This window comes from Pseudarthrobacter linnaei (assembly GCF_055412825.1).
Genome location: NZ_JBVAYX010000001.1, coordinates 328,960 through 353,686 on the forward strand (window position 1 = coordinate 328,960; position 24,727 = coordinate 353,686).

The window sequence follows — 24,727 nt, forward strand, 5'->3', positions numbered from 1 at the left end:
GTCGTCATTCGTCTCACTGGCTACGATTCGAGTCACTCCAGGCCGACCCGGTCAGTAGACCGGTTTGTCCGGCTCGACGTCCCGCACCCAGGCCAGGATTCCGCCGTCGAGGTGGCTGACGCGCTCATAGCCGGCAGCCCGGGCAGCAGCGAGAACAGCTGCGGAACGGGTCCCGCCCTTGCAGTGGAACACGATGTCCATATCCTGCGGCAGTTCGTGCCAGGCCTCCCCGGCCAGGATCCGGCCCTGCGGGATCAGCATGGCCCCATCGATCCGGACGATCTCGTACTCCCCTGTTTCCCGGACATCGACCAGCTGGAAGTCCTTGAGTCCGGCCGTGCGGGAGGCCAGCATCGTGGCCAGCTGCGTTGCCGTCACGGTGTGTTCGGTGCCCGCCTCCGCGGCCGGGGTGATCCCGCAGAACGCCTCGTAGTCGGTCAGTTCCGTGATCCGCTCTGCCTCGGGATCCCGGGAAACCTTGATTTCACGCCAGGTCCCGCCGAGAGCGTCGAAGAGCGCCACCCGGCCCAGCAGCGAACGCCCGACGCCGGTGATCAGCTTGACGGCCTCCGTCACCATGAACGAGCCGACGGCGGCGCAGAGCATCCCGAACACGCCGCCTTCCCCGCAGGATGGCACGGAGCCCGCGGGAGGCGCCTCCGGGTACAGGTCTCGGTAGGTGGGGCCAAACTGTTCCCAGAAGACGCTGACCTGCCCGTCAAAGCGGAAGATCGAACCCCAGACGTAGGGCTTGCCGAGGATCGCCGCGGCGTCGTTCACGAGGTAGCGGGTCGCGAAGTTGTCGGCCCCGTCCAGGATGAGGTCGTAGCCGGCAAACAGCTCCAGGGCGTTGGAGGCGTCCAGCCGAACATTGTGCAGCCGGACCGCCACGAGCGGGTTCAAGGCGGCAATGGCGTCGCGCGCCGACTCGATCTTGGGCCGGCCCACATCCGCCACGCCATGGATCACCTGGCGTTGGAGGTTGCTCAGGTCCACCGTGTCGTCGTCGACGATTCCCAGGGTGCCCACGCCCGCGGCAGCCAGGTACAGCAGCGCGGGAGAGCCCAAGCCGCCGGCGCCGATCACGAGGACCTTGGCATTTTTCAGGCGGCGCTGCCCGATGGACCCGATCTCCGGGATGATCAGGTGCCGGGAGTACCGTTCCACCTCGTCCGGGCTCAGGCCGTCGGCCGGCTCCACCAGCGGTCCGGGCGCCACTGGCGCCGTTTCCGGGGTTGCGGGGCCTGGGCTGGGGGTGAACTTGGAAGCCATACTTCAATCTATGCCCGAAGATGCCGCCAGGTCATATTACTGGCACGTAAAGTGGACGTAACAGCAAGCGAAAGAAGGCCGACAGTGGTTCATCAGGCACCGGTTGAGCGGGGTCATGGCGGAAAGTCACCGGACGTCCCGGCACGCAGCGGACCGCGATCGGCGCGGCTGCCCCGCGATGTGCGCCGGGCACAGTTGCTCGCCGCGGCCCAGGAAGTGTTCGTTGCCAACGGCTACCACGGGGCAGCGATGGACGAAATCGCCGAGACAGCCCATGTCAGCAAGCCCGTGCTGTACCAGCACTTCCCCTCCAAACGCGAGCTCTACCTGGCCCTGCTGGACAACCAGCTGAGCAAACTGATTGAGCTGCTGCTCGGGGCCCTCAACTCCACCACAGACAATGATGAACGCGTCCAGGCGGTCATGCGGGCCTATTTCCGCTTCATCGCCAGCGACGACCAGGCCCACCGCCTCGTCTTCGAATCGGACCTCGTCAACGACGCCGATGTCAGCGCCCGGCTGGAAGCGTTCAACAAAACCTTCGCCGACGCCGTCGCCCGGGTCATCGCCGAGGACACCAAGCTGCCCGAACTGGAGTCCCAGCTGCTGGGCCGCGGGCTCGCTGGGATGGCGCAGGTCAGCGCCAGGTACTGGCTGGAAACCGACGGCAACCTTGACCTCGATGTGGCCAGCGATCTGGTCTACCGTTTAGCTTGGCGCGGAATCTCCCGCTTCCCCAAGGAAACCTAGACTACAAATAGAGATAACACCTGAGAACTTTGATTGGCTGGGAGGCCTTGCTGTGGAAGTAAAGATCGGCATACAGAACATCGGCCGCGAAATTGTGCTGGAATCGTCCCAGGAGGCTGACGCCGTGGCCAAGGTGGTCGGCGAGGCCATCACAAAGGGTACGGAGCTGCGCCTGAAGGATGAAAAAGGCCGCCTGATCATCATTCCCGCGAACGCCCTGGGCTATGTTGAAATCGGCGCCGAGGAAGTACGCCGCGTCGGTTTCGGCGCGCTCTAAGCACCAGCCGCCCCTGTGCGCCGGCAGCACCGCTGCCGGCGGGCACCCCGATCCTCAAGGAGTCCCAACATGCTTTCCCTGATTGTGGTTGCCCTGGTGACCGTGGCCGCGGGCTTTGTGGTGTGGGCCAATGACAAGCGCCACGCCAAGTACGGGATCGCCGTGCCGGCCGGGTTGTCGCTGACGGTAGGGATGCTGAGCTGGATCGCCTTCATGGCCGCCGGGCTTGGCTACCAGCCGGGCCTGACCTGGATTCCATGGGTGCTGCCCATGGGCCTGGGCGCCGCCGCCGCCGTGGCGGCCGTGCTGTACCTGGGCAGGACCCGCACCAGCCGCGACACCGCACGGCTCACCGCCATCCTGCGCTACTAGCCGCGTGCCGTGCAGCGGGCCAGCTGCCGGGGCTCAGGCCTCCGGCGTCCCGGTTCCGTGACCTGATTCAGTGCAAAGGCACAACTGGTTTCCCTGCGCATCCGTGACCACCACCCAGTTGGGTGCGTGGTCACGGTTCATTAAGGCCCCGGCGGCCGCCGTTCTCTCCAGCACGGGACCCGACTCAGCCCTGCTGCGGTGGATGTCCAGGTGCAGCCGGTTGGGGCTGGGGGTGGAGGTCTCCTGGAACCAGAGCGTCGGGCCGCGCCCGTACGGGTCCACCAGGTCATTCCCGCCGCCGCGGCGGTAGCCGAGGGCCACCCGCCAGACCTCCGCGATGGCGGCCGGGTCCTCGGAGTCGATGGCCACCTCCACGGTCCGGTGCAGGCCGGGTTCCGCGGTGGCGCCGACAGCGGCTGCCGCCGCACCGGCGGCCGTGGCGGCCGCGATGTCCCGCCGCGTGACTTGGTCGCCGGCGTCGTGGGAGCTGTACCGCAGGAAGACCCGGTTGTAGCGCCAGTCCAGGTCCGGGTGGTGGTTCTGTTCCTCAGCCAGGCGTCCGACGGCGGCGATAAGTTCCAGCGCCGCCGCCGCCGTCGATGCCTTGTAGACGGTGACGAGGCCGCCGAGCCGGTACCTCCAGTCCGGCAGCTCCGCCAGGGCCGCGTCGATCTTGCCCTCGTCGAGGATGTCGTCGGTGGCTGCCATGGCGGGCTCCTTCGCTGCGTGGAGGTGGCCCGGCCGTCCATCGCCGAGGACGCCAGCGCGTGCTCCCGGCGCGGGATCCTGCCCGGCCATTTTGGCCAGCCTACCGGCCAGCAGGGCGTGCTTGAAGGCCTCCCCCCATCAGCACCGAATTCTGGGCCCGGGCCACTGCCGACGCCAGCAGCACAGCGGCGCAGCCAGGCTCCATGGCCAGGCGGCGCCGGGAACTGAGGCCCCGGGAACTGCGGCCCCGGGAAACAGCCAGCGCGGGAAACCCGGGACCCGTCTGGGCAGTGCGGGCCGTCTGATCCGGCCGGGCCGTCCGGTCAGCCGGCCAGCCCGAGCTGGATCATCCGGTGGGAGTGGTTCGCCGCCAGTTCGGCCATCAGCTCGCGCACAAGGCCCTTGGACCGGTCCTCGTCCGCGCCGGTCAGGCCCCCAACGAACGAGTGCTCAAAACTCACCCGCTGGGCCTGAATCAGTGCTTCCCCAAGCAGGCGCCTGGCCCACAGTGCCAGCCGGGAGGCCAGCCGCGGGTCGTCGGCGAGGGCTGCCTTGAGCCGCTCCCGCAGCACCTCGGTGGCTCCCCCGTCGGCTTGGATCTGCTCCACCAGGGCCCGGGTTCCGGCGTCAACGTAGCGGGAAATGGCGCGGTAGAAATCGGCGGAGACGGTGTCAATCACGTACGCCTTCATCAGCGATTCGTACCAGTCTGCCGGGCGGGTGCGTTCGTGGAAGTGGTCCACGGACGGCTGGAACGGCAGCATGGCGGCCTCCGCATCCAGTCCCATGGCGTCGAGTTTGGTGCTCACCAGTTCGTAATGCTGGAACTCGGTCACGGCGAGCCGGCCCAGCACCGCACGGTCGTGGAGGGTGGGTGAATACCGCGCATCGGAGGAGAGCCGTTCGAAGGCGGACAGCTCGCCGTAGGCCATGACGCCGAGCAGATCCATCAGGAACGTGTTGTAACGGGCAGGATCAGCCGGGGATGTGCTCATGATCCAAGACTAATGGCGCAAATGGAGCTAATCTGATTTCCGTGTCCCATCATCGCTTGACCCCGAATGTCCACCAGCAAAAGAACCAACTTGCCGAGGCGCTCAACGCGCTGCGCACGACGCTGGAGCTGCCGGGGCCCTTCCCCGAGGATGCGCTCCGGGAAGCCAAGGAGGCCGTCGCCGGGCACGAGCTGCCCGAACTGGACTTTACCCATATCGAGTTCGTGACGATCGATCCGGCGTCCTCCACCGACCTGGACCAGGCCCTCTTCATCGACCGCTCCGGTGTTGGCTACAAGGTCTTCTACGCGATCGCCGACGCCCCTTCCTTCGTGGTCCCCGGCGGGGCGCTCGACGCCGAAACCCGCCGCCGCGGCCAGACCTACTACACGCCGGACGGCCGGATTCCGCTGCATCCCGAAATCATCAGCGAAGAGGCCGGAAGCCTGCTCGCCGGCCAGCTGTGCGCTGCGTTCGTGTGGGAATTCGAGCTGGACGCCGCGGCCGGGGTGTCCGCGGTGCTGGTCCGCCGCGCGACGGTCCGCAGCCGGGCGAAGCTCAGCTACAGGGGCGTTCAGGCCGAGCTCGACGCCGGCACCGCCGCGCCGGTGCTGCAGCTGCTCAAGGAGGTCGGGATGAAGCGGGTAGAGCTGGAACGGCTCCGCGGCGGCGCCAGCCTGAACATGCCTGAACAGGAAATCGAACAGCTCGCCGACGGCGGCTACCGGATTGCCGCTGCGCCGCCGCTGCCCGTGGAGGACTGGAACGCCCAGATCTCCCTGATGACGGGGATGGCCGCAGCGGAGATCATGCTGGCGGGCAAGGTCGGCATCCTGCGCACCATGCCGGCCCCGGATGAGGCATCGCTGGCGCACTTCCACCGCCAGACCCGCGCCCTGGGGAAGCCCTGGGACAGCGAAATGAGCTACGGCGAGTACCTGCGCACCCTGGATCCGACGGACCCCCGCCAGCTGGCGATCGTACACTCGGCCGGCATGCTGTTCCGCGGCGCCGGCTACACACCCTTCGATGGAACCGTGCCCGGGGCCGCCACCCAGGCTGCCATCGGCGCTGCCTACGCCCATTCCACCGCCCCGCTGCGCCGGCTCATCGACCGGTTCGTCCTGGTCATCTGCGAGGCGCTCAGCAACGGCACGGCCGTCCCGGACTGGGCCCGCGAGGCCCTTCCCTCCCTGCCCGGGATCATGGCAACCTCGGACCAGCTGGCCGCCAAACTGGAGCGGCTCTCCCTCGACACCGTCGAGGCGGCTCTCCTGGTGAACCACGTCGGACAGGAGTTCGACGCCGTCGTGATTTCGGGTTCCAAAATCGCCCGGAACGGCAAAAACGCGAACGGCAAGAACGGGAACGGCAACGGACCCTCCGGGATCGTGCAGATCGCCGAGCCCGCCGTCACCGCCCGCTGCCCCGGCGAACTGGAGCCCGGCACCCAGGTCAGGGTGCGGATTGTGTCCTCCGACATTGCCACCCGCGAGGTCCGGCTGGAGCTGGTGGGTTAAGGAACCGGCGGCGCTCCCGCGCGCCGCCTGCGGTGTCAGTCGGGGATTCGGGCCACGTACAGCTAGACTGGAAGGGTAGATATGGATGCCCGGTCGTTGATTTCCTTGATTTTCGAATTCAACAAGCCCGCCCCTACGCGATCTTGAGACAGACCCGCTGGTCCCCAGTGCCAGCATTTTGATAGCCCGCGATCGGCTTCCACTGGAATTGCCTGCGCGCCTGAGCGTGCTCCGGAACGGCCACCCGGCCGGCCCCGTTGAGCAAGCAGCGCAGCCCAAATGAATAAGGAAACTCCCCTAGTGAGTGAATTGCACACGCACCAGCTTCTGACCGACGAATCCGGAACGGAAACGCTCGAGCCGGAAGAGACCATCATCTCGGACGAAAAGCCGCACGAGATCGAAGAGAAGACCTTCGCCGACTTCAACGTCCGCGCCGACATCGTGGAGTCGCTGGCCGACGCCGGCATCACCCACCCCTTCCCGATCCAGGCCATGACCCTGCCGGTCGCCCTCAGCGGCCACGACATCATCGGCCAGGCCAAGACCGGCACCGGCAAGACCCTCGGCTTCGGTATCCCGGCACTGCAGCGCGTCGTCGGACCGGACGACGCCGGCTATGACTCGCTGCCCGCGCCCGGCGCCCCGCAGGCCCTCGTGATCGTGCCGACCCGCGAACTGGCCGTCCAGGTCGCCAATGACCTGCAGAACGCCGCCCGCAAGCGCAACGCCCGCATCACCACAATCTATGGCGGCCGCGCGTACGAGCCGCAGGTCGAGGCGCTGCAGAAGGGCGTCGAGGTCGTCGTCGGCACCCCCGGGCGCCTCATCGACCTATACAAGCAGAAGCACCTCGTGCTGAAGAACGTCAAGATGGTCATCCTTGACGAGGCCGACGAGATGCTGGACCTTGGATTCCTCCCGGACGTCGAGACCCTCATCGCCGGCACGCCCGCCGTCCGCCAGACCCTGCTGTTCTCGGCCACGATGCCCGGTCCGGTTGTCGCCATGGCGCGCCGCTACATGACCAAGCCGACCCACATCCGCGCGGCCGACCCCGATGACGAGGGCCTGACCAAGCGCGACATCCGTCAGCTGATCTACCGTGCCCACAGCATGGACAAGATCGAGGTTGTTGCCCGCATCCTGCAGGCCCGCGGCCGCGGCCGCACCATCATCTTCACCAAAACGAAGCGAACCGCCGCCAAGGTTGCCGAGGAACTCGTGGACCGCGGCTTCGCCGCCGCCGCCATCCACGGCGACCTCGGCCAGGGCGCCCGCGAGCAGGCCCTGCGCGCCTTCCGCAACAACAAGGTCGACGTCCTCGTCGCCACCGACGTTGCCGCCCGCGGCATCGACGTCGACGACGTCACGCACGTCATCAACTACCAGTGCGTTGAAGACGAGAAGATCTACCTGCACCGCGTGGGCCGCACCGGCCGCGCCGGCAACAAGGGCACCGCCGTGACCTTCGTCGACTGGGACGACATGCCCCGCTGGGGCCTGATCAACAAGGCCCTGGGCCTGAGCGTCCCGGAGCCCGTGGAAACCTACTCCTCCTCGCCGCACCTCTTCGAGGAGCTCGACATCCCCGAGGGCACCAAGGGCCGGCTGCCCCGCGACAAGCGTGTGCTGGCCGGCGTCGACGCCGAGGTCCTCGAGGACCTGGGCGAGACCGGCAAGAAGAACGCACCCCGCACTGGGCAGGGCACCGGCGGACGCGACAGCGCCCGCAGTGGCGGACGAGACAGTGCCCGGACCGGCGGACGCGACGCCGCCGCCACCGGCGGCGGTCGTGACGGCGGCCGCACCGCCGGCGGCAGCCGCGACGGCAGCCGCGACACCCGCCGCAGCGGCGGTGCCACTGCCAGCAAGGACAGCGGACGCTCCGGCGACCGCCGTCGTCGTCCGNGGGACGCCGCCGGGGACGCCAGCGCCCTCGTGGCCTCCGCGTAGTCCGCGGTCAGCCGCACCTTCAACGCCGCGCTCCGGGCCTCCAGCCGCGCCAACTCCCCGAGCCCGTCCAGGCACGCATCCGCCAGATCCCGCAACGGATCAGCCCACAGCGGACCAGACCCGGCCTCCAGAAGCGGACCGGCATCCCCGGACGAATCAACGCGCGCCGGACCAGCATGGCCCGCCCCGGACGGACCAGCGAGGCCCGCACCAGACGGACCAGCGTGGCCCGCACCGGACGGACCAGCGTGGCCCGCCCCGGACTGATCAGCGTTGCCCGCACCGGACCGACCAGCGTGGCCCGCCTGAGACCGATCAGCATTGTCCGCCGGGGCACCGGTGAGGGCCGCAAGCGCAGCAACGGACGCGGCGACAGCCGCCAGGGCCTCCCTGCCCTCCGCACTCCAGACCATTCCGAGATCCATAAACCCATCACATCACGAGCCACCGACACTAAATGATGGAGCGGACGCGGTGCAGGTCGACGCCGGCACGGGCCCAAGTTCGGGTAAATCTCGTTCTTGGAGTACAGGTTCTGCGGAAGAAATTGGGGAGCGCCGGGAACGACAAGAGCTTGTCGGCAGGTCAATGACGTCAGCCCAGCCCCGTTGCCGACTTCGCGGCGTTACGCCTTCCACATAGAGGGGCCCGGTGGATGGCTCGCGAGAACGTCGCGAATCTGGCGGTACTGAGTGCGGGAAACTGCTCGCTGGGGTCGGCGATGGACGGTAAAGACCCAATGCGCGACGGATCCAACGCCTGAATCGCTTCGAACACGGCAGATCGTAGATGAACACACGCCGTCCCTGAAGGCAGCGTGGTTCAAGAAGCGACGGCACTGCTCGGTACGGTGACGACGGACTTGTTCACGCAGTCCACTTCTGGGTGGCGCCGAAAGAGCCTCCGGCGTGGACCGAAGTGCCTGGACTGCGCGAGCGGCATCTGCGAAGGCCGGGATCGTTCTGCAGGTCGGTCGCGACGATCTGCCTTGACCACACGTCGGGTACCGGGGCCATAATCGGTCTTGGCACCAGAGCGGTGCCGCAGAAGGAGCCGTCGGCTGGCGCCGCAGGAGCAGAGGAGCCCTCGAATGACGAAGTATCTGATCTCGTTCCCCGGTGAGGCCATGGTGTTCCCCGAGGAGGACTTCGAGGCGGTGGTCGAGGCCGCGCATGCCGTCATCGACGAGGCCAAGGCGGCGGGCGTGTACGTCTTCGGCGGCGGGATCGATGAAGACGTAGACCCGGTGCTCGTGGCCGGTGACGGCACCGTCACCGAAGGCACGTACCCAGGCCACAAGGTGCCCAACGGCGGCTACACCGTTCTCGAGCTGCCCTCCCGGGAGGCGGCACTCGAGTGGGCCGCGAAGATCGCCCTTGCCTGCCGCTGCTCGCAAGAAGTCCGGCAGTTCCAGTACGACCCGGCCAGCTGACGGGGCAACCTCATTCAGAATCGACTTAGAGCACGTCCACGCCGTCGAGCCGCAGCTGAACCGGGTCGTCGGTACGTTTGGCGGCAGCCGCGACCTTGACAGCGCGAAGCACCCGAATCACTTGTGCGGCCAGCCCGTAGGGGATGAACAGCAGCGTGCGCACGTCCTCATCAGCGGCAACCTCGGCTCTGCCTTGGGATCCCGTCGGGCCGGGGGCGCCGGCCGTCACGAGGGGGGCCGGGCCAGCGGTCCGCAGCACGACCCCCTGCTGGCCCAGCTGCTGCTCGACGGCCTGGCCGAAGTGCCCGACGGCGGTCCGGCCGCCGGTGATGGACGCGACCCGGACGGCTGGCGGCAGTTGAAGTTCGTGGCGCAGGGACAGTTCCCGCTGCGCGTAGCCGGCAGGGTCCCAGCGCAGCAGGGCCCCGACGCCGGCTGCGTCGTCTGCGGTGATGACTACAAGACCGCCGTCACCGGCAGGCCGGACCAGGGCCGCGGCGTTGAACCAGCGCCGGACGGCGTCCTCCCCCGCCCGCAGGTTCTCACGCCGCAGCAGCGAGTCACCGTCGAGCAGCAGTGCCGCCGCGTAGCCGCCGGCCGCGACAGGCTCCGCGCCGACCGTGGCCACGACCAGGGCTTTCGAATCCGGAACTGTGGCCAGCACCCTGTCCCCGGACGAGGTGACGACCGGTTTGCCCGGGAAGGCGCGGCCCAGTTCTTCGGCCGTACGCAGCGCCCCGGTGGCACCCCGCCGGAGCCGGTCCCCGTTGCACGTGCCGCAGCGCCAGGCCGGCGCCGGCGTCGAACACCATCGGCACTGCGGCACGGCGGAACTACCGCTGGCCCCGGCGATGGCCAGCGGCCCGCTGCAGGCGGTGCAGCGCGCCGGTTCACGGCAGTTTTCGCAGGCAAGTGACGGCGCGTAGCCGGCCCTGGCCACCTGGACCAGGACCGGGCCGCGCTCGAGCCCGTCCTTGGCGGCGCGCCAGGCGGCGCCCGGCAGCCGTGCAATCCTCGCCAGCGGATCATGTTCGAGTTCGTAGCTGTCGGCGGTGTTCAGCACCCGCGGAACGGTCCGGCGGACGACGGCGCGGTCCGCTTCCACCGGCCAAGCCCACCCTGCCTCGACCAGGCGCTGCGCTTCGGTGCTCCGGGTGTGCCCGGCGAGCAGGCACGCGGCGCCCTCCTGCTCGGCGCGCAGCAGCAGTACCTCGCGGGAGTGGGCATAGGGTGAGCGCTGCTCGATGTGCAGATCGTCGCCGTCATCCCAGCAGACCACGAGACCAAGATTGTGGACGGGCGCGTAGGCGGCGGAACGGGTGCCCACGGCAACCCCGGCGGCTCCGCTGAGGATGCGCAGGAAGCTGCGGTAGCGCGGGGTCTGGCCATCGTCCGCGGTGAGCCGGGCGACGTCCCCGGCCGGCAGGAGCTGCAGGAGGGCGGCCTCCACCCGGTCCAGGTCCCGGTAGTCGGGTACAACGACGACGGCGCCGCGGCCGGACAGGCGCGCGGCGGCCACGGCCTCGGCAATCATGCGGGGCCAGCCTCCGGGACCGTAACCCTGGAGTGCCCCGAGCACGGCCCGGGGCGACTCCCCGGCATTGAGGTGCTGCAGGAAGGCCGGGCCGTTGCGGTACGAGGACCAGCTGGAAGCTTCCAGGCCGGCAGGGATGGACGGGCCCGCCCCGTTGTCGGCCCCGTCCGCGAAGAGGGCCAGATCCAGGGCTCCATCGGGAGCGAGGTCCTTCTCGAGTTTCGCCATCCGCGGCGGCACAGCCACACGGAGCACGTCGCTGACGCTGCCGGCGTAACGCGCCGCGACCCGGTAGGCCAGGTCCGCGACGGAGGCCGTCAACACCGGGACCGGAGAGACCACTTTGTACAGCGGGACGAGGGGGTGGCCGGCGTCGGATTCCGCCACCCGCTCGATCAGGTATCCGGGGAGCTCCTGGCCGTTGAACTTCACCTTCACCCGCACACCCGGTTGTGCCGCGGCGTCTAGCCCGGCGGGAACGCTGTAGTCGAAGGGCCGGTCAAGGTGCGGCAGAGACGACTCGAGCCGCACCCGGGCCACCGGAAGCCGGGCGGCGAGGGGCGGGCCGGAGGATGCGGCCGCGGAGGCTGGAAAGCCCTGGAGCAGCGACAGCTGCAGTGGCTCGTCCGGCGCTGCGGCGCCGTGGATCGGGCTCATCGCGGGGTGTCCTCCCTACAGCAACGGGTCATTGCCGGCCTACCAAGCGCCGGCTCAACAAAGAATAGCCAGGCCGCCGGGATCGGCGGCCTGGCTACAGCACATCACGGGGTTGTGACATTAATTTGGGTCGGCAGTCCTAGACAGCAGTCCAAGAGAGCATCACCAGACAGCGCAGGAGCGTCTCAGGCGTTGAAAAAAGCCTTCAGCGCATCCACCCGGTCCAGCCGCTCCCAGGTGAAGTCTGGATCCTCCCGGCCGAAGTGGCCGTGCGCGGCGGTCTTGGCGTAGATCGGGCGCTTGAGGTCGAGGGCATCGATGATGGCCCGGGGGCGCAGGTCGAAGATCTCGGCGATCGCCGCACTGATCCGGGCGGGATCCACGGTCTCGGTACCGAAGGTCTCGACGTAGGTTCCCACCGGGCGGGCCTGGCCGATAGCGTAGGCGATCTGGATTTCGGCGCGCTTCGCGAGACCGGCAGCCACCACGTTCTTGGCCACCCAGCGCATCGCGTAGGCCGCCGAGCGGTCGACCTTGGACGGGTCCTTGCCGGAGAAGGCACCGCCGCCGTGGCGGGCCATGCCACCGTAGGTGTCAACGATGATCTTGCGGCCGGTGAGGCCGGCGTCGCCGACCGGGCCGCCGATGACGAAGGCGCCGGCGGGGTTGAGGATGTTCTTGGCCCGGGAGATGTCCAGGTTGGACAGCGCCATGACCGGGTCGACGACGTGGGCGGCGAGGTCGGCGCGGAGCTGGTCCAGGCTGGCGCCTTCGGCGTGCTGGCTGGAAATCACCACTGTCTCGACCGAGACGGGACGGTCGCCGTCGTAGCCCACGGTGACCTGGGTTTTGCCGTCGGGGCGCAGGTAAGCGAGTTCGCCATTCTTGCGGACCTCGGTGAGCCGTTCGGAAAGGCGGTGCGCGAGCCAGATCGGCACCGGCATGTAGGAAGGGGTCTCGTCGCTGGCGTAGCCGAACATCAGGCCCTGGTCACCGGCGCCCTGGAGGTCGTAGTCGTCCTCCTGGCGTCCCTCGCGGGCTTCGAGCGAATTGAAGACGCCGCCGGCGATGTCGTTGGACTGCTGGCCGATCGAGACGGACACACCGCAGCGGGCGCCGTCGAACCCGTTGGCCGAGGAGTCGTAGCCGATCCCGAGAATGGTTTCCCGGACGATCTGCGGGATTTCGACGTAGGCGTCGGTGGTGACCTCACCGGCTACGTGGACCAGCCCTGTGGTGGCCAGTGTCTCCACGGCAACCCGGGACTCTGGGTCCTTGGCCAGCAGGGCATCGAGGATCGCATCGCTGATCTGGTCGCAGATCTTGTCGGGATGCCCTTCGGTCACCGACTCGGACGTGAAGAGCCGAAGCGAGGGAGGCGTGGACCCGTGAAAGTCAGGGATGTGCAGCGGTAAAGTCACTCAACTACCTTACTGGTTGGAAAACGGACGTCCGGCGGCGTGTGTCCCTGTGCTAAGGAGACGTTGCTTACGCCGGTTCAGGCGGGCGGGACAACCCGGCTCAGCTCGGCGCTGATGCGGTCAATCACGGCAGCCGCAACGTCGGACTTTGAACCCGACGCCTCTTGGGGTTCGGAGCCGGCACGGGAAAGGATGACTACGGAATTGGTGTCCTGCCCGAAGACCTTGTCCTGTCCCACGTGGTTGACCACCAGCAGGTCGCAGGCCTTGCGGCGCAGCTTGGCGGCGGCGTAGTCCAGGACGTCGCCGTCCGCGTCGCCGGTCTCGGCCGCGAACCCGACGATCAGCTGGTGGCGGGAGGCCGCATCCCGGGTCTCGACGAGCTCGCGCAGGATGTCCGGGTTCCGTACCAGCGAGATGACGGGATCGGCGACGTCGTCGCGCTTCTTGATCTTCGTCCCGGAAACATCCGCCGGGCGGAAGTCGGCGACGGCGGCGGCCATGATGATGACGTCGGAGTCGGCGGCGGCGTGCAGGGCGGCCTTGCGGAGCTCCAAGGCGGTCTCGACCTTGACCACGTTCACGCCGGCCGGCGGCGGGACATCCATATGGGCGGCCAGCAGCCGCACCTTGGCGCCGGCGTCGCGGGCGGCGGCGGCCAACGCCACCCCCTGCTTGCCGGAGGAACGGTTGCCCAAAAACCGGACGGGGTCCAGGGGTTCGCGGGTGCCGCCGGCGCTGACCGTGACGGTGAGCCCGGCCAGCGGACCCCGCGGTGAAGAAAGCACCGCATCCGGCGCCGTCGCGGGCACCGGCGGCGCACCGGCGAGTGCCAGGGCCGCCTCGAAGATGGCCTCCGGCTCCGGGAGCCGGCCCGGTCCGGAGTCCGAACCGGTCAGCCGGCCGGAGGCGGGCTCCAGCACGGTGATGCCCCGGCTGCGGAGCGTCTCGACGTTGGCCTGGGTGGCCGGGTGCTGCCACATTTCGGTGTGCATGGCGGGGGCCATCAGCACCGGGCAGCCGCCGGCCATCAGGAGGGTGTTGCTGAGGAGGTCGTTGGCCTGGCCGGTGGCAGCGCGTGCCATCAGGTCGGCGGTGGCGGGGGCCACGACGATCAGTTCGGCTTCGTGGCCGAGGCGGACGTGGTTGACCGTGTGCACCTCGTCGAAGACGCTGTTGCTGACCGGATGCCCGGACAGCGCCTCCCAGGTGGCGACGCCGACGAAACGGGTCGCGGCCTCCGTGGGGATGACGGTGACGTCATGGCCTGCTTCAGTAAAAAGCCGGAGGAGCGACGCCACCTTGTAGGCGGCTATCCCTCCCCCGACTCCGAGGACTATGCGCACGTGACCTCCGCCTGCGGCTGCGTAATTACTCTGCAGGTTCGATCGGCGTGGAAACGAGCTTGCCTTCGTTGATCTCGCGCAGCGCGATGGAGAGCGACTTCTCGTTCAGTTTGGTGTCGACCAGCGGGCCGACGTACTCGAACAGGCCCTCGTGCAGCTGGGCGTAGTACGCGTTGATCTGGCGGGCGCGCTTGGCGCCGAAAATCACCAGTCCGTACTTCGAATCGGCGGCTTTCAGCAGCTCGTCGATCGGCGGGTTGATAATGCCTTCAAGGTTCGTGGACACGAATTCTCCAAATTCTAACGGGCCGATGCGTCCCGGCGCCTAGCGTGGGTTCGGGGTCAGCCCCATGAGTGAAACAAGCTCGTCCGCTGCCCGTCTAACGTCATCATTGATGACGGTGTGGTCAAACTCCGGTTCAGCGGCTAGTTCTAGTTTAGCGGTTTCCAGCCTCTGCTGCTGTTCTTCCGCTGTTTCCGTGCCGCGGCCCACCAGGCGGCGGACCATTTCGTCCCAGCTCGGCGGCGCCAGGAAGACAAACTGCGCCCCGGGCACGGCCTGCTTGACCTGCCGGGCACCCTGCAGGTCGATCTCCAGGAGCACCGAACGGCCGTCGGCTATCGCGGCGTCCACCGTGCTGCGCAGGGTGCCGTAGCGGTTGCGTCCGTGGACCACGGCCCACTCCAGGAGTTCGCCGTTCTCGACCAGGGATTCGAATTCTTCGGCTGACTTGAAGAAGTAATGCACGCCGTCGACTTCGCCGGGCCGTGGGGGCCGGGTGGTCGCCGAGACGGAAAGCCAGACGCCGGGATAATTGTCCCGGATGTAGGTGGACACGGTGCCTTTGCCAACAGCCGTCGGGCCGGCGAGGACTGTCAGTCCCGGTTTCTTGCTCACATATTCCTTCGGGCGGGGTTGGGTCAGCGCGGCGGACCGGGCTGTTTGTCGTCTATAAAATCTACCAGCGCCCGGCGCTGGTGGATTCCCAGGCCGCGGACCCGGCGCGACGCCGCGATGCCGAGCTGTTCCATGATGGCCGCGGCCCGCACCCTCCCGATGCCGGGAAGCGCCTCGAGCAGTTCCACGATCCTCATCCGCGCGATCGCGTCGTCAGTCTCCCCGGCGCTGAGCAACTCCGCAATGGACAGCTCTCCGGTCTTGAGCCGGTCCTTGGCAGTGGCCCGGGTGGTCCTGGCGGCGGCGGCCTTGCCCAAGGCGTCGGAACGCTCCTGCGGAGTGAGGGGTCGCAGACTCACTGAATGCCTCCCTGCATACTCGGGCGGACCGCGCAAACGGCCCGGCCGGACGGGCCGAACAGCACCCCGGCCGGTGCCGCGGACTTGTCCTGAACCTACCGTCTTGGCGAGGCAGAAATCAATGGACAAGTTCAGCGCCGCATCCCCTGCGTCCGCCGGGTACTGTCCGCAACGTCCGGGGGCGCCTACGCCGCGCGCAGCTCCTCGAGTGTCCGCTGGACGGCGTCGCGCAGGTCCTGGATCCGCGGACCGGCGCCGAGGATGTCGCGGCTGGACGTTCCGAGCACCTGGCCATAGGCGCTCCCGAAGGTGCGGCGCAGATCCGCGGCCGTGGCCCCCTGCGCGCCGAGGCCCGGGGCGAGGATGGGGCCCCGCACCGCGGCGAGGTCAAGGTCCAGGTCCGTGAGGGCGGAGCCGACCGTCGCGCCGACGACGAGCCCGGTCGAGCCCAGCTCCCCCGCGTACCGCCGGTTCTCCGCCGCTGCGGCACGCACGATCCGGCGGGCCACGGAGTCCGCGCCGCCGACATGCTGGACGGACGCGCCCTCCGGGTTGGACGTCAGCGCCAGGACGAAGACGCCGCGGCCGGTCTGCGCCGCGAGGTCCAGGGCCGGGCGGAGCGATTCGAAGCCCAGGTACGGGCTCAGCGTGACCGAGTCGGCGGCCAGGGCGGACCCGTCGCGCAGCCAGGCGTCGGCGTAGGCGGCCATCGTGGAGCCGATGTCGCCGCGCTTGGCGTCGGCGATGGACAGCACCGAGGCCTCCGCCGCCGCGGCGAGGGTGCGCTCCAGCACGGCCATGCCCTGGGATCCGTGCCGCTCGTACAGCGCCACCTGCGGCTTGACCGCGGCAGCGAGCGAAGCCACCGCCTCCAGGACGGTGAGCGAGAACCGCTCCAGCCCGGCGACGTCGTCGTTCAGTCCCCAGCTGCCCAGCAGCGCCGGGTGCGGGTCGATCCCGACGCACAGCGGACCGCGGTCCGCCATGGCCTGGCCCAGCCGGGAGCCGAACGGCTCCCGGCTGGCCGAACCCGCGGTGGTGCCCGCCGGCATGCCGTCAGCCGGCATTCTGCGTGACCCGTTCCTGCACGAGACGTTCCTGCGACGCTGCTTTTTGCGATGCCGCCAGTCCGGCGGCGTGCTCCTGAAGGCTAGTGACCGACCATTCGTAGGTGCGCAGTGCCTCGATGGCCTGGACAGCGGCGTTGAACTCGGCGACCGTGGTGATGCACGGGATGCCGATCGACGTTGCCGCGGCGCGCAGCTCATAGCCGTCGCTGCGGGCCTCACCGCCCGAGGGGGTGTTGAAGACCATGTCGATCTCCCCGGCGATGACGAGGTCGGCGATGGTGCCCTCGCCCTCGGCGCTGGAACCCTCGGCGACCTTCCGGACCGGGGTGGCCTGGATGCCGTTGCGGCGCAACACGTCGGCGGTGCCGCCGGTGGAGACGATCTCGAAGCCGAGGTCGGAGAGCCGTTTGACTCCCATGATGACCGAGCGCTTGTCCCGGTTGGCCACGGAGACGAAGATCTTGCCCTCGGTGGGCAGCGCGTTGTTGGCGGCGGCCTGGCTCTTGGCGAAGGCGGTGTCGAAGTGCTTGTCGATGCCCATGACCTCGCCGGTGGACCGCATTTCGGGCCCGAGCAGTGAATCCACGACCTTGCCCTCCGGGGTGCGGAAGCGGCTGAACGGCAGCACGGCTTCCTTGACAGAGACCGGGGCGTCCAGCGGCAGCGTGGAGCCGTCGCCGGTTTCCGGGAGCATCTTGTAGGCCGTGCGGAGCTGGTTGACGGTGACGCCGGTGCCGATCAGGGCAGCCGCCTTCGCCATCTGCACGCCGGTCGCCTTGGAGACGAACGGCACCGTGCGGGAGGCCCGCGGGTTGGCTTCCAGGACGTAGAGCACGTCGGAGGCCAGGGCGAACTGGATGTTGATCAGGCCTCGGACACCCACGCCCTCGGCGATCGCCAGCGTCGCGGCGCGGACCCGCTCCAGCACGTTGTTGCCCAGGGTGATGGGCGGCAGCACACAGGCCGAGTCGCCGGAGTGGATGCCGGCTTCCTCGATGTGCTCCATGATGCCGCCGAGGTACATCTCGGTGCCGTCGTAGAGGGCATCGACGTCGATTTCGACGGCGTCCTCGAGGAAGCGGTCGATCAGCACCGGGTGCTCGGTGGTGATCTCGGTGGCGTTGGCGATGTAGCGCGAGAGGTTGGGCTCGTCGTAGACGATCTCCATGCCGCGCCCGCCGAGCACGTAGGACGGGCGGACCAGGACCGGGTAGCCGATCTCGTCGGCGATCTTCTTGGCGTCCTCGAAGGACACGGCGGTGCCGTTCTTCGGCGAGATGAGCCCGGCCTTGTCCAGCACCCGGGAGAAAGCGCCCCGGTGCTCGGCGAGGTCGATGGCTTCCGGGGAGGTGCCGAGGATCGGGACGCCGGCGTCGGCGAGCTGCTGGGCGAGCTTGAGCGGGGTCTGGCCGCCGAGCTGGACGAAGACGCCCATCACGCCGCCGGTGCGCTCCTCGGCCGCGATGACCTCAAGCACGTCCTCCAGCGTGAGCGGCTCGAAGTACAGCCGGGTGGAGACGTCGTAGTCGGTGGAGACGGTTTCGGGGTTGCAGTTAACCATCACGGTCTCGTAGCCGGCCTTGCGCAGCGCCATCGAGGCATGCACGCAGGAGTAGTCGAACTCGATGCCCTGGCCGATCCGGTTCGGGCCGGATCCGAGGATGATGATGGAAGGTTTGGCGTGCAGCGCGACCTCGTCCTCCTCGTCATAGGAGGAGTAGTGGTACGGGGTGTACGCGGCGAATTCGGCAGCGCAGGTGTCCACGGTCTTGTACACGGGGCGGATGCCGAGGGCCTGCCGGACGCCGCGGACGACGTCCTCGGCGTTGTGCGTCAGGGCGCCGATCTGCTCGTCGGAGAAGCCATGGCGCTTGGCGCGTTTCAGCATCTCCGGGGTCAGGGCGGCGGCCTTGCGGATCTCGACGGAGATCTCGTTCAGCAGCTGGAGCTGGTCCAGGTACCAGGGGTCGATCTTCGTGGCTTCGAAGAGCTGCTCCACGGTGGCGCCGCCGAGCAGGGCCCGCTGGACCTGGTGCAGGCGGTCCGTCGTGGGCCGCTTGGACTTCTCGATCAGCTCCGCGACTTCCCATTCCGGGACGTGGCTGAAGTCCAGCTGGGAGCCCTTCTGTTCCAGGGAGCGCAGCGCTTTCTGCAGGGCCTCGGTGAAGTTCCGGCCCATGGCCATGGCCTCGCCCACCGACTTCATTGTGGTGGTCAGGGTGGGGTCCGCCGCCGGGAACTTCTCGAAGGCGAAGCGCGGGACCTTCACGACGACGTAGTCCAGGGTCGGCTCGAAGGACGCCGGGGTCTTCTGGGTGATGTCGTTCGGGATCTCGTCGAGGGTGTAGCCGAGGGAGAGTTTGGTGGCGATCTTGGCGATCGCGAAACCGGTGGCCTTGGAGGCCAGGGCGGAGGAGCGGGAGACGCGCGGGTTCATCTCGATCACGACGACGCGGCCGGTGTCGGGCTCGACGGCGAACTGGATGTTGCAGCCGCCGGTGTCGACGCCGACCTCGCGGATGACGGCGATGGAGATGTCGCGCAGGCGCTGGTACTCGCGGTCCGTGAGGGTCAGTGCCGGGGCAACGGTGATCGAGTCCCCGGTGTGCACGCCGACCGGGTCGAAGTTCTCGATGGAGCAGACGACCACGACGTTGTCGTTCTTGTCGCGCATCATCTCGAGCTCGTATTCCTTCCAGCCCAGGATGCTCTCCTCGAGCAGCACCTCGGACGTGGGGCTGTACTGCAGCCCCTGGCCGACGATCCGGCGGAGGTCGTTCTCGTCGTAGGCGAGGCCGGAGCCGAGCCCGCCCATGGTGAAGGAGGGCCGGACGACCATCGGGTAGCCGAGGTCCTCGGCGGCGACGAGGGCCTCGGCGATGGTGTGGATGATGTGGCTGCGGGCCGATTCGGCGCCGCAGCGTGCCACAACGCCCTTGAACTTCTCGCGGTCCTCGCCGAGTTCGATCGCGGCGATGTTGGCGCCGATCAGCTCGACGTTGTACTTCTCCAGCACGCCGTTCTTGTCCAGGGCGATGGCGGTGTTCAGTGCCGTCTGGCCGCCCAGGGTGGGCAGGAGCGCGTCGGGGCGTTCCTTGGCGATGATCTTCTCGACCACCTCGGGGGTGATCGGCTCGATGTAGGTGGCGTCGGCGAACTCCGGGTCGGTCATGATGGTGGCCGGGTTGGAGTTGACGAGGATGACGCGGAGGCCTTCCTCCTTGAGGACGCGCAGTGCCTGGGTGCCGGAGTAGTCGAATTCGGCGGCCTGGCCGATCACGATCGGACCGGAACCGATGACCAGGACGCTCTTAAGGTCAGTTCTCTTGGGCATTACTTCGTATCCTCAGTCTTGGATTCGGTGGAAGTTTTGGTGTCCGCCATCAGCTCGATGAAGCGGTCGAAGAGGTACGCGGCGTCGTGCGGCCCGGAGGCGGCCTCGGGGTGGTACTGCACCGAGAACGCCGGGATGTCCAGGCATGACAGGCCCTCGACGACGTCGTCGTTGAGGCTCACGTGGCTGACCTCGACACGGCCGAAGCGCTCCTCGGGGGCCTGCGTGGCGCCGTCGAGCGGAGCGTCGACGGCGAAGCCGTGGTTCTGCGAGGTGATTTCGACCTTGCCGGTGCGGCGGTCCATCACCGGCTGGTTGATGCCCCGGTGGCCATAGCGCAGCTTGTAGGTGCCGAAACCCAGGGCCCGGCCCAGGATCTGGTTGCCGAAGCAGATGCCGAAGTACGGGATCTTCTCGTCCAGGACCGAGCGGAGCAGCTTGACCTGGTTGTCGGCGGTGGCGGGGTCGCCCGGGCCGTTGGACATAAAGAAGCCGTCCGGGTTGACCGCCTGGACGTCGGCCAGGGTGGCGGTGGCCGGCAGCACGTGCACGCGGACGCCACGCTCGGCGAACCGGATGGGGGTCATCCGCTTGATGCCGAGGTCGATCGCGGCGATGCTGAACCGCGGCTCGCCGTTCCAGCCCCAGTCCCTGGGCTCGACGGTGTAGGCCTTGTCCACGCTGACTTCCTCGGCCAAGCGTGAGCCTTCCATCGGGGCACTCGCCAGGACGGTGTCCACGAGTTCCTTGTCCGTGGCCCGGACCGCGTCGCCGGAGAAGATCCCGGCGCGCATGGTCTTGTGTTCGCGCAGGTGGCGGGTGATCGCGCGGGTGTCCACGCCCTGGATCCCGACGATCCCCTGCTCGATGAGTTCATCGTCCAGGGATCGTTCGGAGCGCCAGTTGGAGGCCCGGCGGGCGGCGTCGCGGACGATGTAGCCGGCCACCCAGATCCGGCGGGACTCGGCGTCGTCCTTGTTCACGCCGGTGTTGCCGATGTGCGGGGCGGTCTGGACGACCAGCTGCCGGGCGTAGGAGGGGTCCGTGATGGTCTCCTGGTAGCCGGTCATGCCGGTCGCGAACACGGCCTCGCCGAGCGCGGTTCCGGTGGCGCCGTAGCTGGTCCCGCGGAAGATCCGGCCGTCCTCGAGGACGAGGGCTGCCGGGGTGGATGCTGTTGCTGTTGCTGACACTGTTTCTTCTGACACTGCGTTGGGGTCCGTCACGTCGTTACTTTCCACTATCGGCATCGGCCTGAGGGGCCGCGGGGATCAAATTTTGCAGGGCGTTGAGGAGGGTGGTTTTGTCTTCGGCGTGCCGGGTGCGGAAACCGGAATCCAGTTCACGGCTGCCGAGCATCCAGCTGAGCACCAGCAGGCCGTCCTTTTCGACGAACTTGCCGGCCATGCCGCTTTCCTGCCGCACCCCGGTGAGGCTGGCGGCCGGGATGAAGACCGGGCCGGCGCCGGAGCGGTCGAAGAGCACACCCTGCGGGTGGACGCTGAGTTCGGCGTTGGTGCGGATGCCCAGGTTGTGCACCGCGATGCGGTCCAGCCAGTCCCCGGCGGTGGTGGAGGCCACGTACTGGCCGTCGGCGACGGCCAGGGCCGCGCCCAGTTCCGCCGGGATCTCCGGCAGCGGGTCGACGTCGGCCTGGCGGCGCAGCCGGTTCCGCCAGCCGACCGCCAGCAGGGCGAAGATGCCGGTGGCGAGGGCCAGCATGGTCATGAAGAACGGCAGCTTATCCATCAGTTGTGGCCTGCCGCCGCGGCGCCGGGCAGCTCAGGTGTCTCGGGGAGCCACCGGTACGGGGTGTTGAGTTTGCCGTCGAGGACGGTGGGATGGCCCTTGAAGAACGTCGCCACCACCTTGCCGGGAAGCTCCCGGCCGGCAAACGGAGAGTTACGGCCCATGGTTGCCATCTTAGAAGGGTCAACGGTCCAGCGCGCAGCCGGGTCCACGAGTGTGACGTTGGCGGGTTCGCCCACGTCGAGCGGGCGGCCCTGGTCCTCCAGCCGGCCGATCGCGGCGGGCGCGGTGGAGGTGACCCGGGCGAAGTCCGCCCAGCCCATCAGCCCGGTTTCGATCATGGTGTGCTGCACCACGGACAGCGCGGTTTCGAGCCCGGTCATGCCCATGGCGGCCTGCGCCCACTCGCATTCCTTGTGCTCATTCGGGTGCGGTGCGTGGTCAGTGCCCACGACGTCGATCGTGCCGTCGGCCAGCGCCGCGCGCAGGGCCTGGACATCGGCGTCGGTGCGCAGGGGCGGGTTGACCTTGTAGACCGGGTCGTAGCTGCGGGCGAGTTCGTCCGTGAGCCAGAGGTGGTGCGGGGTGACCTCGGCCGTGACGTTGACGCCGCGGGACTTGGCCCAGCGGATGATCTCCACGGATCCGGCCGTGGAGACGTGGCAGACGTGCAGCCGGGAGCCCACGTGCTGGGCGAGCAGCACGTCGCGGGCGATGATGCTTTCCTCGGCGACGGCGGGCCAGCCGGTGAGTCCGAGGACGGCGGAGACCTCCCCCTCGTTCATCTGCGCGCCGGCGGTGAGCCGCGGTTCCTGAGCGTGCTGGGCCACGACGCCGTCGAACGCCTTGACGTATTCCAGTGCGCGGCGCATCAGGACGGGATCGTGGACGCAGATCCCGTCGTCGGAGAAGACCCGGACGCGGGCCCGGGAGTCAGCCATCGCGCCGAGTTCAGCCAACTGCTCCCCCGCGAGGCCGACGGTGACCGCGCCGACAGGGCGGACGTCGACCCAGCCGGCGGTGCGGCCGAGGGTGAGGACCTGCTCGACGACGCCGGCGGTGTCCGCCACAGGGGTGCTGTTCGCCATGGCGTGCACGGCCGTGTAGCCGCCCAGGGCCGCGGCTCGGGTGCCGGTCTCGACCGTTTCGGCGTCTTCGCGGCCGGGTTCGCGCAGGTGGGTGTGGATGTCGACCATCCCGGGCAGGGCCACGAACCCGGCGGCCTCGATGACGGTCGCGCCGTCGGCCGGCAGGTTCTGCCCGCGTCCGGCGATGATCCCGTCGCGGATGAGGAGGTCTTCAGGGGCTCCGCCGAGGATGGCGGCGCCGCGGATCAGGTAGGCGCCGGTGCCTGCATCCTGTTGCTGTGATGCCATTAGTGGCTCTCCTTGGTGACGTGGGCGGAGGTGGTCTCTGCGGGGGTGAAATGGGTGGAGTTCGCCTGGTGCGCCGGTTCGCGGGTGTCCCCGGAGAGCAACAGGTACAGGGCTGCCATGCGAATGGACACGCCGTTGCGGACCTGGGCCAGGACCGTGGAGCGGGGCGAGTCGGCCGCGGCGGAGGAGATCTCCAGGCCGCGGTTCATCGGCCCGGGGTGCATGATGATGGTGTCCTTGAGGCCCAGGCTGTCCAGGGCGCGGAGCCGGGTGTCGTCGAAGCCCCAGCGGCGCGAGTATTCGCGGGTGGTCGGGAAGAAGGAGGCGTTCATCCGTTCGCCCTGCACGCGCAGCATCATCATCGCGTCGACGCCGCGGGCCAGGGTCTCGTCGAGGTCGTAGCTGACGCTGCACGGCCACTTTTCGACGCCGATCGGCAGCAGCGTCGGCGGGGCGACCAGGGTGACCTCGGCGCCGAGAGTGCGCAGCAGCCAGACGTTGGAGCGGGCCACGCGGGAGTGCAGCACGTCCCCGGCGATCGCGACCCGCATTCCGCTGAGGTCCGCTCCGCCGGACGGGGTGCCGGCCAGTTTGGACCAGTGCCGGCGCATGGTGAAGGCGTCCAGCAGCGCCTGGGTGGGGTGTTCATGAGTGCCGTCGCCGGCGTTGATGACGGCGGCGTCGATCCAGTCCGTGGCGGCGAGCCGGTGCGGGGCGCCGGAGGCCCAGTGCCGGATGACGACGGCGTCGGCCCCCATCGCGGAGAGCGTCTGTGCCGTGTCCTTGAGGGATTCGCCCTTGGAGACGGAGGAGCCCTTCGCGGCGAAGTTGATGACGTCGGCGGAGAGCCGTTTCGCGGCGGCCTCGAAGGAGATCCGGGTGCGCGTGGAGTCCTCGAAGAACAGGTTGACGACGGTGCGGCCGCGCAGGGTGGGAAGCTTCTTGACCTCGCGCTCCCCCACGGCCGCCATTTCCTCGGCGGTATCGAGGATGCGGATGGCGTTGGACCGGCTCAGGTCTTCGGTGGAGAGCAGATGCTTCACGCGATGGCCTCGATGACCACTTCGTTGACCGGCGCGCCGTCGATCGTATCGGTTTCGGCGAGCCGGACCCGGACCTTTTCGGAGGAGGAGGTGGGGAGGTTCTTGCCGACGTGGTCCGCGCGGATGGGCAGTTCCCGGTGACCGCGGTCGATCAGCACCGCGAGACGCACGATGCGCGGGCGGCCGAGGTCGATGATCGCGTCGAGGGCGGCCCGGATGGTCCGGCCGGAATACAGGACGTCGTCAATCAGCACCACAACTTTGTTGTCGATGCCGCTGCGGGGAAGCTGGGTGGGGTACGGCGGGCGCATCCCCTGGCGCGAGAGGTCGTCGCGGAACATGGTCACGTCCAGCTGGCCGACGATCGCGGCGGGGTCCACGGTGGGATCGGCCGCGGCAATCTTGGCGGCAAGCCGGACAGCGAGGGGGTAGCCACGGCGCGGGATGCCCAGCAGGACCAGGTCCTGGGAGCCCTTGTTGGACTCAAGGATTTCGTGGGCGATACGAGTGAGTGCACGGTCGATGTCGGCCTGGTTGAGTACCACTCGGGTGAGTACAACCTTGGCCGGAACCGGTGCTTCTGGAACAGAAGTCAACGCTCGTCTCCCCTTTCCCCGCCTCACGGGACGGAATTAAAAAAGGATTATTTGCGCTTCCA

The 24,727-nt window shown here is 68.5% G+C and carries 23 protein-coding genes and 1 pseudogene; 7 read left to right on the top strand and 17 right to left on the bottom strand.

Going from position 1 to position 24,727, the window contains the following annotated elements:
- Window positions 1-51: 51 nt before the first annotated feature.
- A complete protein-coding gene (gene moeB / locus ACZYZ3_RS01530) occupies window positions 52-1,272 on the bottom strand; it encodes a molybdopterin-synthase adenylyltransferase MoeB (protein WP_463962101.1) in 1,221 nt (406 codons plus the stop codon).
- 84 nt (window positions 1,273-1,356) lie between these two features.
- On the opposite strand from moeB, the gene ACZYZ3_RS01535 reads away from it, so the two are divergent.
- The 3 genes from ACZYZ3_RS01535 to ACZYZ3_RS01545 all read left to right on the top strand — a co-directional run bounded on the left by ACZYZ3_RS01535 (window position 1,357) and on the right by ACZYZ3_RS01545 (window position 2,671).
- Window positions 1,357-2,022, top strand: coding sequence for a TetR/AcrR family transcriptional regulator (locus ACZYZ3_RS01535; RefSeq protein ID WP_463962102.1), 666 nt, complete (start codon window positions 1,357-1,359; stop codon window positions 2,020-2,022).
- Between the two features lie 52 nt (window positions 2,023-2,074).
- On the top strand, window positions 2,075-2,299 hold the full coding sequence (locus ACZYZ3_RS01540; protein WP_463962103.1) for a DUF3107 domain-containing protein: 225 nt from the start codon (window positions 2,075-2,077) through the stop codon (window positions 2,297-2,299).
- 69 nt (window positions 2,300-2,368) lie between these two features.
- Window positions 2,369-2,671: a hypothetical protein gene (locus ACZYZ3_RS01545; RefSeq protein ID WP_463962104.1), complete on the top strand. Its 303-nt coding sequence runs from the start codon at window positions 2,369-2,371 to the stop codon at window positions 2,669-2,671.
- A 33-nt stretch (window positions 2,672-2,704) separates the two neighbouring features.
- Here the strand turns inward: ACZYZ3_RS01545 and ACZYZ3_RS01550 are convergent, their stop codons facing one another.
- From ACZYZ3_RS01550 to ACZYZ3_RS01560, 3 genes and pseudogenes are all read right to left on the bottom strand, one after another.
- Window positions 2,705-3,379, bottom strand: coding sequence for a 4a-hydroxytetrahydrobiopterin dehydratase (locus ACZYZ3_RS01550; RefSeq protein ID WP_463962105.1), 675 nt, complete (start codon window positions 3,377-3,379; stop codon window positions 2,705-2,707).
- A 26-nt stretch (window positions 3,380-3,405) separates the two neighbouring features.
- Window positions 3,406-3,596, bottom strand: a pseudogene (locus tag ACZYZ3_RS01555) (thiazole synthase); the annotation flags it as partial.
- A 106-nt stretch (window positions 3,597-3,702) separates the two neighbouring features.
- Entirely contained in the window at window positions 3,703-4,374 is a 672-nt protein-coding gene (locus tag ACZYZ3_RS01560) for a ferritin-like fold-containing protein (protein ID WP_463962106.1), read from the bottom strand.
- Between the two features lie 41 nt (window positions 4,375-4,415).
- Between ACZYZ3_RS01560 and ACZYZ3_RS01565 the strand changes: the two genes are divergently transcribed.
- The 4 genes from ACZYZ3_RS01565 to ACZYZ3_RS01580 all read left to right on the top strand — a co-directional run bounded on the left by ACZYZ3_RS01565 (window position 4,416) and on the right by ACZYZ3_RS01580 (window position 9,282).
- The gene (locus tag ACZYZ3_RS01565) at window positions 4,416-5,894 is read left to right on the top strand and encodes an RNB domain-containing ribonuclease (RefSeq protein WP_463962107.1); all 1,479 of its coding nucleotides are present in this window, start codon (window positions 4,416-4,418) and stop codon (window positions 5,892-5,894) included.
- A gap of 300 nt (window positions 5,895-6,194) precedes the next feature.
- Window positions 6,195-7,850: a DEAD/DEAH box helicase gene (locus tag ACZYZ3_RS01570; RefSeq protein ID WP_463962108.1), complete on the top strand. Its 1,656-nt coding sequence runs from the start codon at window positions 6,195-6,197 to the stop codon at window positions 7,848-7,850.
- A gap of 176 nt (window positions 7,851-8,026) precedes the next feature.
- Window positions 8,027-8,311 (top strand): hypothetical protein, encoded by a 285-nt coding sequence (locus ACZYZ3_RS01575; protein WP_463962109.1) that lies wholly within the window; start codon window positions 8,027-8,029, stop codon window positions 8,309-8,311.
- Between the two features lie 629 nt (window positions 8,312-8,940).
- On the top strand, window positions 8,941-9,282 hold the full coding sequence (locus ACZYZ3_RS01580) for a YciI family protein (RefSeq protein ID WP_463962110.1): 342 nt from the start codon (window positions 8,941-8,943) through the stop codon (window positions 9,280-9,282).
- Window positions 9,283-9,307: 25 nt separating this feature from the next.
- On the opposite strand, the gene ACZYZ3_RS01585 is transcribed toward ACZYZ3_RS01580, so the two are convergent.
- The 13 genes from ACZYZ3_RS01585 to pyrR all read right to left on the bottom strand — a co-directional run bounded on the left by ACZYZ3_RS01585 (window position 9,308) and on the right by pyrR (window position 24,665).
- Window positions 9,308-11,473, bottom strand: coding sequence for a primosomal protein N' (locus ACZYZ3_RS01585; RefSeq protein ID WP_463962111.1), 2,166 nt, complete (start codon window positions 11,471-11,473; stop codon window positions 9,308-9,310).
- 185 nt (window positions 11,474-11,658) lie between these two features.
- Window positions 11,659-12,894 carry a methionine adenosyltransferase gene (gene metK, locus ACZYZ3_RS01590; RefSeq protein WP_354170792.1) on the bottom strand — a complete coding sequence of 412 codons (1,236 nt, stop codon included), beginning with the start codon at window positions 12,892-12,894 and terminating at the stop codon, window positions 11,659-11,661.
- Window positions 12,895-12,971: 77 nt separating this feature from the next.
- Window positions 12,972-14,240, bottom strand: a complete 1,269-nt coding sequence (gene coaBC, locus ACZYZ3_RS01595) for a bifunctional phosphopantothenoylcysteine decarboxylase/phosphopantothenate--cysteine ligase CoaBC (RefSeq protein WP_463962112.1) — start codon at window positions 14,238-14,240, stop codon at window positions 12,972-12,974.
- Window positions 14,241-14,265: 25 nt separating this feature from the next.
- The gene (gene rpoZ, locus ACZYZ3_RS01600) at window positions 14,266-14,526 is read right to left on the bottom strand and encodes a DNA-directed RNA polymerase subunit omega (protein ID WP_011692102.1); all 261 of its coding nucleotides are present in this window, start codon (window positions 14,524-14,526) and stop codon (window positions 14,266-14,268) included.
- A 39-nt stretch (window positions 14,527-14,565) separates the two neighbouring features.
- Window positions 14,566-15,138, bottom strand: a complete 573-nt coding sequence (gene gmk, locus ACZYZ3_RS01605) for a guanylate kinase (RefSeq protein ID WP_463962113.1) — start codon at window positions 15,136-15,138, stop codon at window positions 14,566-14,568.
- A 23-nt stretch (window positions 15,139-15,161) separates the two neighbouring features.
- On the bottom strand, window positions 15,162-15,497 hold the full coding sequence (mihF, locus tag ACZYZ3_RS01610; protein ID WP_463962114.1) for an integration host factor, actinobacterial type: 336 nt from the start codon (window positions 15,495-15,497) through the stop codon (window positions 15,162-15,164).
- Window positions 15,498-15,682: 185 nt separating this feature from the next.
- Window positions 15,683-16,564, bottom strand: coding sequence for an orotidine-5'-phosphate decarboxylase (gene pyrF / locus ACZYZ3_RS01615; RefSeq protein WP_463962115.1), 882 nt, complete (start codon window positions 16,562-16,564; stop codon window positions 15,683-15,685).
- On the bottom strand, window positions 16,554-19,901 hold the full coding sequence (carB, locus tag ACZYZ3_RS01620) for a carbamoyl-phosphate synthase large subunit (RefSeq protein ID WP_463962116.1): 3,348 nt from the start codon (window positions 19,899-19,901) through the stop codon (window positions 16,554-16,556). Before carB ends, pyrF begins: the two co-directional genes overlap by 11 nt.
- Complete coding sequence (carA, locus tag ACZYZ3_RS01625) at window positions 19,901-21,151, bottom strand: glutamine-hydrolyzing carbamoyl-phosphate synthase small subunit (protein WP_463962117.1); 1,251 nt, start codon at window positions 21,149-21,151, stop codon at window positions 19,901-19,903. Before carA ends, carB begins: the two co-directional genes overlap by 1 nt.
- Entirely contained in the window at window positions 21,132-21,650 is a 519-nt protein-coding gene (locus ACZYZ3_RS01630; RefSeq protein WP_463962118.1) for a PH-like domain-containing protein, read from the bottom strand. Before ACZYZ3_RS01630 ends, carA begins: the two co-directional genes overlap by 20 nt.
- Window positions 21,650-23,026 carry a dihydroorotase gene (locus ACZYZ3_RS01635; RefSeq protein ID WP_463962119.1) on the bottom strand — a complete coding sequence of 459 codons (1,377 nt, stop codon included), beginning with the start codon at window positions 23,024-23,026 and terminating at the stop codon, window positions 21,650-21,652. Before ACZYZ3_RS01635 ends, ACZYZ3_RS01630 begins: the two co-directional genes overlap by 1 nt.
- Window positions 23,026-24,069, bottom strand: coding sequence for an aspartate carbamoyltransferase catalytic subunit (locus tag ACZYZ3_RS01640; protein ID WP_463962120.1), 1,044 nt, complete (start codon window positions 24,067-24,069; stop codon window positions 23,026-23,028). The genes ACZYZ3_RS01635 and ACZYZ3_RS01640 overlap by 1 nt, the downstream gene beginning before the upstream one ends.
- A complete protein-coding gene (gene pyrR, locus ACZYZ3_RS01645; protein WP_463962121.1) occupies window positions 24,066-24,665 on the bottom strand; it encodes a bifunctional pyr operon transcriptional regulator/uracil phosphoribosyltransferase PyrR in 600 nt (199 codons plus the stop codon). The genes ACZYZ3_RS01640 and pyrR overlap by 4 nt, the downstream gene beginning before the upstream one ends.
- Between the last annotated feature and the right edge of the window lie 62 nt (window positions 24,666-24,727).

What these genes read in the sequence shown, in the direction of transcription:
- carB (WP_463962116.1), bottom strand. Translation starts at nt 19,901, where the DNA reads ATGCCCAAGAGAACTGACCTTAAGAGCGTCCTGGTCATCGGTTCCGGT.
- moeB (WP_463962101.1), bottom strand. Translation starts at nt 1,272, where the DNA reads ATGGCTTCCAAGTTCACCCCCAGCCCAGGCCCCGCAACCCCGGAAACG.
- ACZYZ3_RS01635 (WP_463962119.1), bottom strand. Translation starts at nt 23,026, where the DNA reads ATGGCATCACAGCAACAGGATGCAGGCACCGGCGCCTACCTGATCCGC.
- carA (WP_463962117.1), bottom strand. Translation starts at nt 21,151, where the DNA reads ATGCCGATAGTGGAAAGTAACGACGTGACGGACCCCAACGCAGTGTCA.
- ACZYZ3_RS01580 (WP_463962110.1), top strand. Translation starts at nt 8,941, where the DNA reads ATGACGAAGTATCTGATCTCGTTCCCCGGTGAGGCCATGGTGTTCCCC.
- ACZYZ3_RS01585 (WP_463962111.1), bottom strand. Translation starts at nt 11,473, where the DNA reads ATGAGCCCGATCCACGGCGCCGCAGCGCCGGACGAGCCACTGCAGCTG.
- ACZYZ3_RS01630 (WP_463962118.1), bottom strand. Translation starts at nt 21,650, where the DNA reads ATGGATAAGCTGCCGTTCTTCATGACCATGCTGGCCCTCGCCACCGGC.
- ACZYZ3_RS01575 (WP_463962109.1), top strand. Translation starts at nt 8,027, where the DNA reads ATGGCCCGCCCCGGACGGACCAGCGAGGCCCGCACCAGACGGACCAGC.
- pyrF (WP_463962115.1), bottom strand. Translation starts at nt 16,564, where the DNA reads ATGCCGGCTGACGGCATGCCGGCGGGCACCACCGCGGGTTCGGCCAGC.
- ACZYZ3_RS01560 (WP_463962106.1), bottom strand. Translation starts at nt 4,374, where the DNA reads ATGAGCACATCCCCGGCTGATCCTGCCCGTTACAACACGTTCCTGATG.
- ACZYZ3_RS01545 (WP_463962104.1), top strand. Translation starts at nt 2,369, where the DNA reads ATGCTTTCCCTGATTGTGGTTGCCCTGGTGACCGTGGCCGCGGGCTTT.
- ACZYZ3_RS01550 (WP_463962105.1), bottom strand. Translation starts at nt 3,379, where the DNA reads ATGGCAGCCACCGACGACATCCTCGACGAGGGCAAGATCGACGCGGCC.